We start from the raw sequence: 13,059 nt of genomic DNA, 5'->3' as shown, positions 1-13,059 counted from the left end.
CCCGAGCGCGAGAGCCGCGAGAACGCGAAGCCACTCCGGGCGCCCCATCGGTCGAGAACCACCCTCGATCCCCAACCATCGCTCCATCGACGTGCTGCTGCCGTGCTCGCTCACTTGAGCCTCTCTCCTCGTCCGCGTGCGATCCGCCCTGATCATGCCACGCCTGACGCGGCGCCGACGGCCCCTTCACGAGGTTGCCCCACCCCCACTCCGCCGCGAGCACCAAGCCCGGAAACCGAGACATGAATGCCGATCCGCCGACACGGCAAGACGCGGCCGCACCACAGAGCCCACGAGCCCGCAGGCTCACTCCCCCGCGTTCCAGCGTTCGATGGCCCAACCACCATCGCGACGCTCGACGAGCGTCACCCAGTGGCAGTTGTCGATGCTCCGGAACGACGTGCGCACGGTCTGCGGCGTCAGCCCCGCCAACGCACCCGCCACCCCGCGGATGACGGCGCCGTGCGTCACGACGAGCACACTCTCCCCCGGGGTTGCCGACGACACGGCATCACGCACGCCCGCCTCGACGCGTGCCGTCGCCTCGGCGAGCGTCTCGCCGCCGTCACCGCGCCGGACGTCGTCGCCACGCGCGATCGCGGCCGACGCGTCGGGCCAGCTCGCAGCGACCTCGGCGTGCGTCAGACCGGCCCACGCACCCATGTCGATCTCGACGAGCCGAGCGTCCTCGGTGCGCACGAGCGGCCGACCGGCCAGGTCGAATGCACCCTTGAGCACGGACGTGGTCTGCGCCGCGCGCCGCGCCGGCGACGTCACGAGGCGCGTGATCGAACCGTCGCGCACGAGCAGCGCCGCGGCACGCTCGGCCTGGCGGAGCCCCACGTCGTCGATCGGCACGTCCAGGCGGCCCTGCCAGCGCCCCTGCTCGTTCCACGCCGTGCGCCCATGACGCAAGAGAATGACCCGCCGCAGCGGGTCATTCTCGGGGGACGTCGGCGTCACGCGTCGGCGGGCTCGTCGAGCTCGAGTTCGATGACGGGGCAGTCCTGCCACAGGCGCTCGAGGTCGTAGAACTCGCGGTCCTCCTCGTGGAAGGCCTGCAGGACGATGTCACCGAAGTCGATGAGCACCCAACGCCCGGAGGCGCGGCCCTCACGTCGCTGAGGCTTCGCGCCGAGCGGCAGCAGCGCCTCCTCGACGGCGTCGACGATGGCGTTGACCTGACGCTCGCTCTCCGCGGAGGCGATCACGAACGTGTCGGTGATGGCGAGCTGATCACTCACGTCGATCGCGGTGATCGACGTGGCGAGCTTGTCCGCGGCGGCCTGGGCGGCAGCTCGCGTCAGCTCGAGGGAACGGTCTGTTGCGGACACTCAGTCCTCCTGGAGGGAGCCCGCTCGGGGCCCGTAAAGCTGGTACTTGTGGATGTACTGCACGACGCCGTCGGGCACGAGGTACCACACGGGTTTGCTCGCACGCACCCGGTCACGGCAGTCGGTCGAGCTGATCGCCATGGCCGGGATCTCGAGCAGGGTGACGCGATCGTGCGGCAGCCCCGCGTCACTGAGCTCGTGCCCGGGGCGCGTGACGCCGATGAAGTGCGCCAGCTCCCACAGCTCGTCGACGCCCTTCCACGACAGGATCTGCGCGAGCGCGTCGGCCCCTGTGATGAAGAACAACTCCGAATCGGGACGCAGCCGCTTGAGGTCCGTCAACGTGTCGCGCGTATACGTCGGGCCCTGACGGTCGACGTCGACGCGGCTCACGCTGAAGCGCGGGTTAGACGCCGTCGCGATGACCGTCATGAGATAACGGTGCTCGGCCGGCGCGACATCTCGTCCGGCCTTCTGCCACGGCTGACCCGTGGGCACGAAGATCACCTCGTCGAGGTCGAGGAGGCTTTGAACCTCACTCGCCGCGACGAGGTGACCGTGGTGAATGGGGTCGAACGTGCCGCCCATGACCCCGATTCGTGATGTCAGTGGTTCACACCCTGGTTCTGACCCCCACCTCGCACACCGGCGGGGCCGTGGCCCTTGGGGGCACCGTAGCGGGCCGCGGTGTTGCGGAAGGCCCACAGCAGCGCGAACAACAGGCCGAAGATGCACAGGGCCATCAGACCGAAGGCCCACGGCGGCATGGCGATGTGGTTCTCCTCGAGCTCCGGAACATCCACAGCGGCGACAAGCGAAACGAACGACGTCATGAAAGCAAGGATACTGCCTCAGCACAGCCCGATGACAGCGACCCTTCCTAACGTCTCGATCGACACGGTGCCACCGCGCACGAGCCGATCCGCCGAGAAGGTAGCCATGACCTCCCACCCCAGCCTCGACACCCTCCCCAACGGCGCACCCCACCTGTCCGTCGTCGTCCCGATGTACGACGAGCAAGAGGTCCTGCCCCTGTTCGCCGAACGCCTGCGCCCCGTCCTCGACGGGCTCGAGGTGCCGTACGAGGTCGTGTGCGTCGACGACGGATCCCGCGACGCGACCGCGTCGCTCCTGCACGCGATGCGTCGGACGTGGCCGCAGGTGCGTCTCATCCAGCTGCGCGCGAACTCCGGGCACCAGGCGGCGATCAGCGCGGGCCTCGCCCGAGCCCGGGGACGCTGGATGGTGACGATCGACGCCGATCTGCAGGATCCACCCGAGGTGATCGCCCAGATGCTCGAGGTGGCCGAGCGAGAACACGTCGACGTCGTCTACGGCGTGCGCACCGACCGCAGCACCGACACCGCCTTCAAGCGCGTCACCGCCGAGGCGTTCTACGCACTCATGCATCGCCTCGGCGCGCGTGGGGCAATGAACGCCGGCGACTTCCGACTCATGTCGCGCACGACCGTCGACGCCGTCCTCGCGCTGCCGGAGACCAACCGGGTGCTGCGCCTCGTCGTGCCGGCCCTGGGCTTTCCGTCGGCCGACGTCGGCTACCGCCGCGACGAGCGGGCCGCCGGCGAGTCGAAGTACCCGTTGAGCAAGATGATCAGGCTGACGCTCGACTCCGTCACGGGCGTCTCCAGCGCTCCGCTGCGCCTCGCGACGTGGTTCGGTCTCGCCGGCTTCGTCCTCGCCTTCGCGGTGGCCGCATTCGCCGTCGTCTCGAAGCTGACGGGTCACTCGATCACCGGATGGGCGTCCACGATCGTCGTCGTCAGCGGCTTCGGCGCGCTGCAGCTGCTGTGCCTCGGCGTGCTCGGCGAGTACGTGGGCCGCCTGTTCCAAACGGCCCAGGCACGCCCGACCCACTACGTCGCCTACGACTCGTTCGAGGCCGGGGGCCAGGGCACGGGCGATGATGCTCGCTCCGGCGTCGAGACACAGAGTGGTTCCCGCGCAGACGGAACACACCCCGTCGCCGAACCCGGGTTCGAGGTGCTCGCCCAGGCGTCATGACGCTCCGGGCGCCGGGCGGTGGGCGCCGGGCCGCGACGAACGCGCTTCAGGCGCCGAGCGTCACCCCGAAACGTCGGGACCGTCGTCAGGATGCGGCGCGAGTGACGTCAGCGGATCTGGCCGTCGCCGTCGACGATCCACTTCGTCGTCGTCAGCTCCGCGAGCGCCATCGGGCCGCGTGCGTGCAGCTTCTGCGTCGAGATGCCGATCTCGGCGCCGAAGCCGAACTCGCCGCCGTCGGTGAAACGCGTCGAGGCGTTGATCATGACGACGGCCGAGTCGACCTGCGCGGCGAACGTGCGCGCTGCCGCGCGGTCCTCGGTGACGATGCAGTCGGTGTGATGCGTCGAGTAGCCATCGATGTGGGCGATCGCCCCCTCGAGGCTGTCCACGACACCGACCGACATCTCGAGGCCGTGGAACTCGGTGCCCCACGCCTCATCCGTGACGGGCTGGGTCGCGACGCCACCGGCGAGGGCAGCGGCGCGTTCGTCGGCGTGCAGGACGACACCGCGCTGGGCGAGCTCGGTGAGCACGCGGGGCAGAAACGTCTCGGCGACGTCGGCGTGCACGAGCAGACTCTCGGCCGCGTTGCACACGCTCGGCCGGTGCGTCTTGGAGTTCACGGTGATGTCGAGCGCCATGTCGAGATCCGCCGCGCGATCGACGTAGACATGGACGTTGCCCGTGCCCGTCTCGATGACCGGCACGCTCGAACCGGTGACGACCGCCTCGATGAGCGCGGCCCCACCGCGCGGGATGACGAGATCGACGAGACCGCGCGCGGTGATGAGCGCCGTCACGTCGTCGTGGCCGCCGTCGAGCAACTGCACCGCATCGGCGGGGAGTCCCTGCTGTTCGTACGAGGCGCGCAGTGCCTCGACGATCGCGGCGTTCGTCGCCGCCGCGGCCGAGCCGCCGCGCAGGATCATCGCGTTGCCGCTCTTCAATCCGAGCCCCGCTGCGTCGACGGTGACGTTGGGGCGCGCCTCGTAGATCATGCCGACGACCCCCATCGGCACGCGCACCTGCTTGATCTGCAAGCCGTTGGCGAGAGTGTTGCCGCGCGTCACCTCGCCGACGGGGTCGGGCAGCGCCGCGACGTCGCGCAGCGCCTGCGCGACCTGGGTGACGCGTTCGGGCGTCATCCGCAGCCGATCCTGCAGGCTCTCGCTCATGCCGCCCGCAGCGCCCCGCGCCAGGTCCTCCTCGTTCGCCGCGACGATCGTCGCGGACGCGGCCTCGACGGCGTCGGCGAGCGTCAGCAGCGCGGTATCCTTCTCGGCGCGCGAGAGCAGCGCGAGGCGTTTCGACGCGGCGCGCGCCGCGCGACCGGCGGTCTCGATGCGGTGACGGGTTTCTTCAGCGACGTCGCTCATGCGCCCACTGTAGGAGCGCACGCCCGCCTCGCTCCAGTCCGCCCGAGCGCTTCTTCACGGTGTGGGCACGCACCTCGCGCACCACGCCGACCCGCGCGCGCAGCTCGTCCTCGATGCGCCGGTGCAGCGTCATCGCCGCCGCGGGGCAGCCGTCGCACGCGCCCGTGAGGCTGACGGTGACGACGCCGCGCTCGACGCCGATCAGCGTGATGTCGCCGCCGTGCGAGTGCGCCACTTGCTCGGCGACGTCCGCGACGACCACTCGGGCCTGCTCGGCGATCTCGGTGTCGTCGGCAGCGCCCTCGTCGAATTCGCCCACGGCGTCCCCGTCGGCGTTGCTCGAGGCATCGCTCGGCTCGACGCCGCCGGGCTCACGCGCAACGAATCGGCTCGACGTGTCAGCAAGCACGTCGCTCAGCGCGTCGCGCACGGCTGCTCCGTCACTCGCCCACGTGTGCGGCGCGCGCAGCCTGACGACGAGCGCGCCCGGTTCGCTGACCATGTCGCCGGCGCCCGCGCGCGTCAGCGCCTCGGGCCACGCCGCGAGCGCTCCGAGCGGGACGTCGCACCGCGCTCCGGAGAAGCGCCACCGCACGACGTCTGGATCGGGTGTTGCCTCCGGGTGCAGGGCGAGGTCGCTCATGTGAGCGCGAGCACGATGTGGCGAGCGAGGAACGCCATGCCCCATGCGAGGACGAACATGTACGCCCACGCGATCGCCGGCCAGCGCCACGTGTTCGTCTCGCGACGCATGATCGCGATGGTCGAGACGCACTGCAGGGCGTAGACGAAGAACACGAGCAGCGCGACGACCGTCGCCGTCGTGAAGACGAGCTGCCCGGCGTGCGGGCCGTCGCTGAACGTCATCTTCATGAGCGCCGCGCGCGGGTCCTCGGGGTCGGTCGCGCTCGCCACCTGCCCGAGCGTCGCGACGAAGACCTCGCGCGCACTCGTCGCGCCGAGCAGCCCGACGCAGATGTGCCAGTCGAACCCGAGCGGCGCGAAGATCGGCTCGATGAACCGCCCGATCGAGGCGGCATACGAGTGGTCGATGACGTACGCGGCCTTCTCGGTGTCGCCCATCCCGGCGGTCTCGGCGCCGCGGGCCGGGAAGTTGAGCAGCACCCACAGCGCGACCGTCGTCGTCAGGATGATGCCGCCGGCCTTGCGCAGGAACATACGCACCGAGTGTTACATCGTCGTCACGACGTTGCGGATCGACGGGAAGCGGTACGGCGGCATCTCCATGTAGAACGGCAGCGACGCATCGCGCAGCGCCGTCGCCTTGAACACGGCGACCGCGACGAGGGCCGACAGCCCGCCGAGCACGTACAACCCGAAGAGCACGAGGCCCTGCGCGTTGAACGGCCCGTACCGCTGCCCCGGTTCGACGAGCAGCGACGTCAGCAACACGTAGACAGGCAGGCGCGCCGAGCACGTCATGAGCGGCGCAGTGATGATCGTCGCGATGCGGTTGCGTGACGAAGGGATGGTGCGCGTCGCCATGATGCCTGGCACCGCGCATGCGAACGAGCTGAGCATCGCGACGAACGCGCGGCCCTCCAGCCCCGTGGCGGCCATGATCCGGTCCATGAGGAACGCCGCGCGCGACAAGTACCCGACGTTCTCGAGCAGTGACAGGACGAGGAACAGCAGCATGATCTGCGGCACGAAGACGAGCGTCGCGCCGACACCACCGATGATGCCGTTGCCGACGAGTGAGGCGAGCGTGTCGTTCGGGATGTGTTGCGCCTGGGCGCCGAGCCACGCGAACCCCTGCTCGACGAGATCCTGCAGCGGCGCGGCGACGGTGAAGATGGCCTGGAAGAACAGGAACATCGTCGCGAAGAACACGGCGAGACCGGCGACCGGGTGCAGCAGCACCGCGTCGATGCGCCGCGAGCGCGTGTCCTGCCCGGCGGGCGTGTACTCGGCGGCCGCGAGCACCGAACGCGACCATGGCGCGAGCTGCGCATCCTGCGTCGGCGGGCTGACGACGGGCCGCGTCCAGGCGGGGACGTCGGCGAGCAGGGCGCGGATGTCGTCGACCCCCGCGCCCGTCGCCGCCATGACGGCCCGCACCGGCACGCCGAGGGCCCGCTCGAGGGCTGCGACGTCGAGGCGGCCGCCGCGCGCGTGCAGTTCGTCGATCATCGTGAGGGCCAGCATCGTCGGCTTGCCCAACGCGATCGCGCGCGCGAGGAAGGGCAGCGAGCGTCGCAACGTCGTGGCGTCGGCGACGACGATGAGCGCGTCGGGTGCCGGCACGCCGTCGAGTCGGCCGGCGAGGGCATCGACGACGACCTGCTCGTCGGGGCTCACGGCCTCGAGGCTGTAGGTGCCCGGCAGATCCTCGAGGACGAGGTTCGTCTCGCCTGCGCGCACGTCTCCGAACGAACGCGACACCGTCACGCCCGGGTAGTTGCCCGTCTTCGCGCGCAGACCGGTGAGTCGGTTGAAGAGGCTTGACTTGCCGGCGTTCGGCGCGCCCAGCAGCGCGACGCGGGTGCTCGTCGCGGCGTCCGCTGTCGCGACGTCATCGGGGGCGTGGCAGCTCACAGGACGTCGACGCGGATGGCACCCGCGTCACGCCGACGCAGGCAGAGTTCGTATTCGCAGACACGGAAGACCATCGGATCGCCCATCGGCGCACGGCGCACGACCTCGATCTGTTCACCCTCGCGGAAGCCGAGCTCGCGCAGGCGACACAGGACGGCGTCGGCGCACCGGGACGCATCGAATCCGACGACGGTGGCGTGGGAGCCGGGCCGCAGCAGGTCGAGAGTCGTCATGGGCCTCACCTTCGGAGCACTCGCATCGTCGCGGGACGCGGCGATCATAGGCAAGGCTCACTTTACTCCCCCGGGCCGAACAAGTGGCTCAGGGCAGCAGCACCAGATGATCGCGGTGGACGAGGCTGCGCTCGAAAGCCGGGCCGATGGCGTCGCTCAGATCGCGAGTCGTGCGCCCCATGGCACGGTGCACGTCGGCGACGTCGTAGTTGACGAGCCCGCGCGCGAACACGTGGCCGTGACGGTCGGCGAGGTCGACGGCGTCGCCTGCGAGGAATCGCCCCTGCGCCTCGATGACACCCGCGTGAAGCAGCGAGCGCCCCTTCGTCCGCACGGCCTCGACTGCGCCATCGTCGAGCACGAGGCGCCCGGCCGGGTGCGTCGCGTGCGCGAGCCACAGGCGTCGCGCGCTGCGACGACGACCTGTCGGCGCAAATGCCGTGCCCACCTGCTCGCCGAGCAGCGCGTGGCGCGCGTTCGGCATCGACGTCAGCATCGTCGGGATGTCGGCTGCGGTCGCGATGCGCGCCGCGTCGACCTTCGTCCGCATGCCCCCGGTGCCGACACCGGATCCGGTGCCGCCGATCTCGACGTCATCCATCGCGGCGACGTCCGCGACGAACGGGATCCGCGAGGTGCCCTCGCGGCTCGGCGGACCGTCATAGAGGGCGTCGACGTCCGAGAGCAGGATGAGCGCGTCGGCGTCGACGAGGTGTGCGACGAGCGCCGCGAGCCGGTCGTTGTCACCGAAGCGGATCTCCTGCGTCGCGACCGTGTCGTTCTCGTTGATGACGGGCACCGCGCCGAACTCGAGCAGCGTCTGCAGCGTCGAGCGGCCGTTGAGGTACGTGGCGCGGCGGGTGACGTCCTCCGTCGTCAGCAGCACCTGCCCCATCGTCAGCCCGAGACCCTGGAACAGCAGCGAGTACGCGGACATGAGCTGTCCCTGCCCGACGGCAGCTGCGGCCTGCGCCTGCGGCAGCTCCGTCGGGCGCGTCGGCATGCCGAGCTGGCCCATCCCCGCAGAGATGGCTCCGGAGGAGACGAGCAGCACCTCCTTGCCCGCGTGCCGACGCTCGGCCAGCACCCCGACGAGCTCCGTCAGCGCCTCGTGGTTGATGCCGCCGCTCGTGTGGGTGATCGAACTCGACCCCACCTTGACGACGACGCGCTTGGCTTCGCGGACCTGCGCGCGCACCGCGTCGCCGTCGACGGCAGGGGTCGTCGGGGGCGTCTGCGGGGCGTGCTCGGCATGATCGTGCTCGTCGCGCACGTCAGCCGCACGCGTGGCGTGCTCGTCGGGCATGGTCGTCGTGGCGTCTGCGTTCATCGGGCGACTCCTTGCTGCACCGACGCGCGGGGCGCGTCACTCCTCGGTGCGGTAGCTCTCGTGCTCGGTCCAGACTCCGGCCTGACGTTCGGCCGCGAGCTCTTCGCGCGCCAGACGCTGACCGTCCTTGCGGTTGTGGAACTCGTCGCGCTTCTCGGCGCGCGACGGACGCGACGCCTCCTCGAGGCGTAGGTCGGTGCCGCGGGCGCCGAGCAGTTCGGCGCCGGCCTGCAGGGTGGGCTCCCAGTCGAAGACGACAGCGTTGTCGCCGGGACCGATGAGGACGGTCGAGCCGGGCACCGCGCCCGCCTTGAACAACTCCTCCTCGATACCGAGTCGGTTGAGACGATCGGCGAGGTAGCCGACGGCCTCGTCGTTGCTGAAGTCGGTCTGGCGCACCCAGCGCGTCGGGCGATCCCCGACGATACGGAACAGCGTGCCGTGCGTGCCACCCTCCTTCACGATGCGGAACCCGGCGTCGTCCATGGCCTTCGGACGCACGATGACGCGCGCCGGCACGGCCGACTCGACCTCCTGACGCGCCTGCTCGACGTGCTTGGCGAGCGCGAACGTCAGCTCCTTGAGGCCCTGGTGCGCAACGGCGGAGACGATGAACACCTCGAGGCCGCGTGCTTCGAGGTCGGGCTTGACCATCTCGGCGAGTTCGCGGGCGTCCGGCACGTCGGCCTTGTTGAGCACGACGATGCGGGTGCGCTCGGAAAGGGGCTTGCCGCCGAGGGATTCGTCGGCGACGTACTCGCTCAGTTCGTGCTCGATCGTGTCGAGGTCGCTCATCGGGTCACGGCCCGGCTCGAGCGTCGCGCAGTCGATGACGTGGACGAGGACCGAGCAGCGCTCGACGTGACGCAGGAACTCCAGGCCGAGGCCCTTGCCCTGGCTCGCGCCGGGGATGAGACCGGGCACGTCGGCGATCGTGAAACGCTGCGAACCAGCCGTCACGACACCGAGATTGGGCACGAGCGTCGTGAACGGGTAGTCGGCGATCTTCGGCTTCGCGGCGCTGACGACGGAAACGAGCGAGCTCTTGCCGGCGCTCGGGAAACCGATGAGGGCGACGTCGGCGAGCGTCTTCAGCTCGAGCACGATGTCGTTGCTCTCCCCCGGCTCGCCGAGCAGCGCGAAACCGGGCGCCTTGCGCCGCTGGCTCGCGAGGGCCTTGTTGCCGAGGCCGCCGCGGCCACCGGCGGCCGCGACGTAACGGCTGCCGAAACCGACGAGGTCGGCGAGGATCGTGCCGTCGCGATCCTTGACGACGGTGCCCTCCGGCACGGGCAGGACGAGGTCGTCGCCGTCGGCGCCGTTGCGTTCGTCACCGGCACCCGGCTTGCCGTTCTGCGCGCTGCGGTGCGGGCTCTTGTGGTACTCGAGCAGCGTCGTCACCTGCGGGTCGACCTCGAGGACGACGTCACCGCCGTGCCCGCCGTTGCCGCCGTCCGGGCCACCGAGCGGCTTGAACTTCTCACGATGCACGGAGGCGACGCCGTGCCCACCGTTGCCGGCCGTCACGTTGAGGACGACGCGGTCGACGAAGTTGGTTGCCATGGGTGATTCCTTTCGGCGCGCGCGAGGCGCGTGGCGCGGCCGGGCCCGTGAGGCCCGTGGTGCCGCCGTGATGCGGTGCCGCGTCGATGCGTCACCACGTTGATTCTATGAGCGTTCCGAGACGCACGTGAGGGGGTGAGCCGCGACGCGCGGGCTCACCCCCTCACGCGGGGTGATCAGATGATCGCGTGAGCGATCAGGCCGTGATCTCCGGCTCGACGACGATGTCGACGACCTTGCGGCCCTTGCGCTCGCCGAACTTGACGGCGCCCGGGGCGAGGGCGAAAAGCGTGTCGTCGCCGCCACGGCCGACGTTCTCGCCGGGGTGGAAGTGCGTGCCGCGCTGGCGGACGATGATCTCGCCCGTGCCGACGACCTGGCCGCCGAAGCGCTTCACGCCGAGTCGCTGTGCATTGGAGTCACGACCGTTGCGGGTCGAGGATGCACCCTTCTTGTGTGCCATGTCAGAGCCTCTTTCGAAATCTGTGGAAGATCAGGGGTGAGCGCGAGGCTCAGCCGATCTTGGTGACCTTGATCTGCGTCAGCGGCTGACGGTGGCCCTGGCGCTTGCGGTAACCCGTCTTGTTCTTGTACTTCATGATGGTGATCTTCGGGCCCTTGGCGGCCTTGACGACCTCGGCGGCCACCTTGACACCGGCCAGCTTGTCGGCCTCGACCGTGATGTCGGCACCGTCGACGAGCATGAGCGGCTTCAGCTCGATGCTCTCGCCCGGCTGCGCCGAGACCTTGTCGATGAGGAGGACATCGCCGACGGAGACCTTCTCCTGGCGACCACCCGCGCGAACAATCGCGTACACGTTGGACTCTCTTTCGTCATGGCACGCTCGCTCTGTCTGACCGGCCGATAGCTACCCCGGTTTCGCCGCGCACACGCACGAGGCGCAGGCTGGCGGTGACGGGACATCGGGCGCGGTGGGCGCACCAAACGTAAAGAATACCTGGCGGCGGGTGCGGGGCCCAAATCGTCCTGATGGCCCGCCGGCTGTCGGTGCCTCGCCTCGCCAGGACGCTTGAGGTCTGAAACTCCGCGGTGCCGGATTGAAGTCTTCACGACGACGGTTGGGGGCCGAAAATCCGCCATGCGGAGTTTCGGCCCCCAAGATCGTCGGGACGACGTGGTGCGCGCCCCGCGCGATCGATCAGTCGTCGCTCGCTGCCTTCGGCGCGGGTGCCCCGGCGGGCGAGCTGACGCGAGCACGCTTCTTGCGTGCCGGAGCCTTCTGCTCGCCAACGGCAGCCGACGCCGCGTCAGACGTGTTGCTCGCCGTAGCCGTGTTGTGGGCCGTGGCCGTGTCGTTCGCGGTGGTCGCGTCGCTCGTCGTGGTCGAACCCGTCGAGTTCGACGCCGAGCCGTCCTCCCCTGCGACCTTCGTCAACGGGGCCGACGACGACGCCGGCGCGCTGAGGTCGACCGGCTGCAGAGTGACGGGCGCACCCGCGCTCGAACCGGCGCGGCGACGCGGACGCTTCATCGGCGCCGGCGTCGTGCCGGCCGACGAGGTGACGACTGCCGATGACGTGGCGTTCGCCGGAGCATCCGACGTCGATGCGGCACCCAGCGTCGGGCCGTCGGTCGATGCCGTGTCCGTGCCGGAGCTCGCCAGTGCCGCCGAAGTCGACGGCGTAGCCGAGGTCGACGTGCCCGACTCAAATGCCTCGGACGGTGCGGTCGATGCCGACGCCGATGCCGCCGGCACCGTCATGACGCTCGCCTCACCGGCTCGTGCGGGCGCACCCGTCGACGCCGCCGCGCGACGCGAACCGCGACGACGCGCCGTCGGGGCCTGCGCCGTCGACGCCGTCGCAGTGGCAGCGCTGCCCGCGTCGGCAGGAGCCGAACCGCTCACCGTCGTGCCGTTCGTCGCGATGTCGGCAGCGGCACCCTCGTTCGCCGCAGGCGCGCTCGTCACGTCGCCCGCGTCCGTCGAGGCGTCGGCAGCAGCCTGGGCGACGCGCTCCGAGCGCGGCTTGACGCGACCGGAGCGGCGCGTGCCCGACTTCTTGGGCGCACTTGTCTCGGGAGCAGCCTCAGCCGAGCCAGCGCCGTCCTGCGGCGACACCGTCATGACGGCGTCGTCGTCAGACGCGGTGGAGACGGGCTTCGACGTCGCCGACTTGTCGCCCGCGGAGATCGCTGCGGCGTGCGCGGCCGCGGCGATCTGCGCGAAACCGTTGTCGCGCTCCGCCTTCGACTCGCCGGCCTCGTCCTGACGACCCTGGTGCTGACCGCCGTTCGAGCCGCCGGTCGAACCGTGCGAACCGTTGCCCGGGGTGTCACGGCCACCACGACCACCGCGCCCGCCACGACCCTTGCGGTTCGTGTCGTTGCCGTTGATGTCGCGGTTCTCGACCGGGTGGTCGTGGATGACGATGCCGCGCCCCTGGCACGACTCGCACGTCTCGGAGAAGACCTCGACGAGGCCCGCGCCGACGCGCTTGCGCGTCATCTGCACGAGGCCGAGCGAGGTGACCTCGGCGACCTGGTGCTTCGTGCGGTCGCGGCCCAGGCACTCGAGCAGGCGACGCACGACGAGCTCGCGGTTCGCCTCGAGCACCATGTCGATGAAGTCGACGACGATGATGCCGCCGATGTCGCGCAGGCGCAGCTGACGCACGAT

General features: G+C 70.3%; 15 protein-coding genes. 1 reads left to right on the top strand and 14 read right to left on the bottom strand.

Annotation, left to right across the window (positions count from 1 at the left end; translation table 11 throughout):
- Positions 1 to 306: 306 nt before the first annotated feature.
- Genes B2284_RS03525 through B2284_RS03510 form a run of 4 tightly spaced genes read right to left on the bottom strand, consistent with a single transcriptional unit; the run spans position 307 to position 2,167 of the window.
- On the bottom strand, positions 307 to 963 hold the full coding sequence (locus B2284_RS03525) for a histidine phosphatase family protein (protein ID WP_006944190.1): 657 nt from the start codon (positions 961 to 963) through the stop codon (positions 307 to 309).
- Positions 960 to 1,334, bottom strand: coding sequence for a ribosome silencing factor (gene rsfS, locus B2284_RS03520; RefSeq protein WP_006944260.1), 375 nt, complete (start codon positions 1,332 to 1,334; stop codon positions 960 to 962). Before rsfS ends, B2284_RS03525 begins: the two co-directional genes overlap by 4 nt.
- Positions 1,335 to 1,922: a nicotinate-nucleotide adenylyltransferase gene (nadD, locus tag B2284_RS03515; protein WP_006944269.1), complete on the bottom strand. Its 588-nt coding sequence runs from the start codon at positions 1,920 to 1,922 to the stop codon at positions 1,335 to 1,337.
- 17 nt (positions 1,923 to 1,939) lie between these two features.
- Positions 1,940 to 2,167, bottom strand: a complete 228-nt coding sequence (locus B2284_RS03510) for a hypothetical protein (RefSeq protein ID WP_006944208.1) — start codon at positions 2,165 to 2,167, stop codon at positions 1,940 to 1,942.
- Between the two features lie 106 nt (positions 2,168 to 2,273).
- On the opposite strand from B2284_RS03510, the gene B2284_RS03505 reads away from it, so the two are divergent.
- Positions 2,274 to 3,356: a glycosyltransferase family 2 protein gene (locus B2284_RS03505; protein WP_074045627.1), complete on the top strand. Its 1,083-nt coding sequence runs from the start codon at positions 2,274 to 2,276 to the stop codon at positions 3,354 to 3,356.
- A gap of 107 nt (positions 3,357 to 3,463) precedes the next feature.
- Here the strand turns inward: B2284_RS03505 and B2284_RS03500 are convergent, their stop codons facing one another.
- From B2284_RS03500 to B2284_RS03455, 10 genes are all read right to left on the bottom strand, one after another.
- The gene (locus B2284_RS03500; RefSeq protein ID WP_040014386.1) at positions 3,464 to 4,735 is read right to left on the bottom strand and encodes a glutamate-5-semialdehyde dehydrogenase; all 1,272 of its coding nucleotides are present in this window, start codon (positions 4,733 to 4,735) and stop codon (positions 3,464 to 3,466) included.
- Positions 4,719 to 5,378 (bottom strand): NifU family protein, encoded by a 660-nt coding sequence (locus tag B2284_RS03495; RefSeq protein ID WP_074045578.1) that lies wholly within the window; start codon positions 5,376 to 5,378, stop codon positions 4,719 to 4,721. The genes B2284_RS03500 and B2284_RS03495 overlap by 17 nt, the downstream gene beginning before the upstream one ends.
- On the bottom strand, positions 5,375 to 5,914 hold the full coding sequence (locus B2284_RS03490; protein ID WP_235006172.1) for a nucleoside recognition domain-containing protein: 540 nt from the start codon (positions 5,912 to 5,914) through the stop codon (positions 5,375 to 5,377). Before B2284_RS03490 ends, B2284_RS03495 begins: the two co-directional genes overlap by 4 nt.
- A gap of 12 nt (positions 5,915 to 5,926) precedes the next feature.
- Complete coding sequence (locus B2284_RS03485) at positions 5,927 to 7,294, bottom strand: ferrous iron transporter B (RefSeq protein ID WP_235006174.1); 1,368 nt, start codon at positions 7,292 to 7,294, stop codon at positions 5,927 to 5,929.
- Positions 7,291 to 7,527 (bottom strand): FeoA family protein, encoded by a 237-nt coding sequence (locus tag B2284_RS03480; protein ID WP_235006176.1) that lies wholly within the window; start codon positions 7,525 to 7,527, stop codon positions 7,291 to 7,293. Before B2284_RS03480 ends, B2284_RS03485 begins: the two co-directional genes overlap by 4 nt.
- A gap of 88 nt (positions 7,528 to 7,615) precedes the next feature.
- Positions 7,616 to 8,857 (bottom strand): glutamate 5-kinase, encoded by a 1,242-nt coding sequence (gene proB, locus B2284_RS03475; RefSeq protein WP_171969908.1) that lies wholly within the window; start codon positions 8,855 to 8,857, stop codon positions 7,616 to 7,618.
- Positions 8,858 to 8,893: 36 nt separating this feature from the next.
- Entirely contained in the window at positions 8,894 to 10,420 is a 1,527-nt protein-coding gene (gene obgE / locus B2284_RS03470) for a GTPase ObgE (protein WP_062257584.1), read from the bottom strand.
- 196 nt (positions 10,421 to 10,616) lie between these two features.
- Positions 10,617 to 10,883 (bottom strand): 50S ribosomal protein L27, encoded by a 267-nt coding sequence (gene rpmA / locus B2284_RS03465; protein WP_006944241.1) that lies wholly within the window; start codon positions 10,881 to 10,883, stop codon positions 10,617 to 10,619.
- A 49-nt stretch (positions 10,884 to 10,932) separates the two neighbouring features.
- A complete protein-coding gene (gene rplU, locus B2284_RS03460; protein WP_006944318.1) occupies positions 10,933 to 11,238 on the bottom strand; it encodes a 50S ribosomal protein L21 in 306 nt (101 codons plus the stop codon).
- 342 nt (positions 11,239 to 11,580) lie between these two features.
- Positions 11,581 to 13,059: ribonuclease E/G (locus tag B2284_RS03455; protein WP_286697196.1), on the bottom strand; the 1,479-nt coding region annotated here is incomplete at its 5' end.

Origin of the sequence: Dermacoccus sp. UBA1591 (genome assembly GCF_002322065.1) — a bacterium.
Lineage (GTDB): Bacteria > Actinomycetota > Actinomycetes > Actinomycetales > Dermatophilaceae > Dermacoccus > Dermacoccus nishinomiyaensis.
This window is presented reverse-complemented; position numbering and strand designations above follow the sequence as displayed.

Coding starts and splice junctions, on each gene's coding strand:
- nadD (WP_006944269.1), bottom strand. CDS start 1,922: ATGGGCGGCACGTTCGACCCCATTCACCACGGTCACCTCGTCGCGGCG.
- B2284_RS03510 (WP_006944208.1), bottom strand. CDS start 2,167: ATGACGTCGTTCGTTTCGCTTGTCGCCGCTGTGGATGTTCCGGAGCTC.
- B2284_RS03505 (WP_074045627.1), top strand. CDS start 2,274: ATGACCTCCCACCCCAGCCTCGACACCCTCCCCAACGGCGCACCCCAC.
- B2284_RS03500 (WP_040014386.1), bottom strand. CDS start 4,735: ATGAGCGACGTCGCTGAAGAAACCCGTCACCGCATCGAGACCGCCGGT.
- B2284_RS03495 (WP_074045578.1), bottom strand. CDS start 5,378: ATGAGCGACCTCGCCCTGCACCCGGAGGCAACACCCGATCCAGACGTC.
- B2284_RS03490 (WP_235006172.1), bottom strand. CDS start 5,914: ATGTTCCTGCGCAAGGCCGGCGGCATCATCCTGACGACGACGGTCGCG.
- B2284_RS03480 (WP_235006176.1), bottom strand. CDS start 7,527: ATGACGACTCTCGACCTGCTGCGGCCCGGCTCCCACGCCACCGTCGTC.
- proB (WP_171969908.1), bottom strand. CDS start 8,857: ATGAACGCAGACGCCACGACGACCATGCCCGACGAGCACGCCACGCGT.
- obgE (WP_062257584.1), bottom strand. CDS start 10,420: ATGGCAACCAACTTCGTCGACCGCGTCGTCCTCAACGTGACGGCCGGC.
- rpmA (WP_006944241.1), bottom strand. CDS start 10,883: ATGGCACACAAGAAGGGTGCATCCTCGACCCGCAACGGTCGTGACTCC.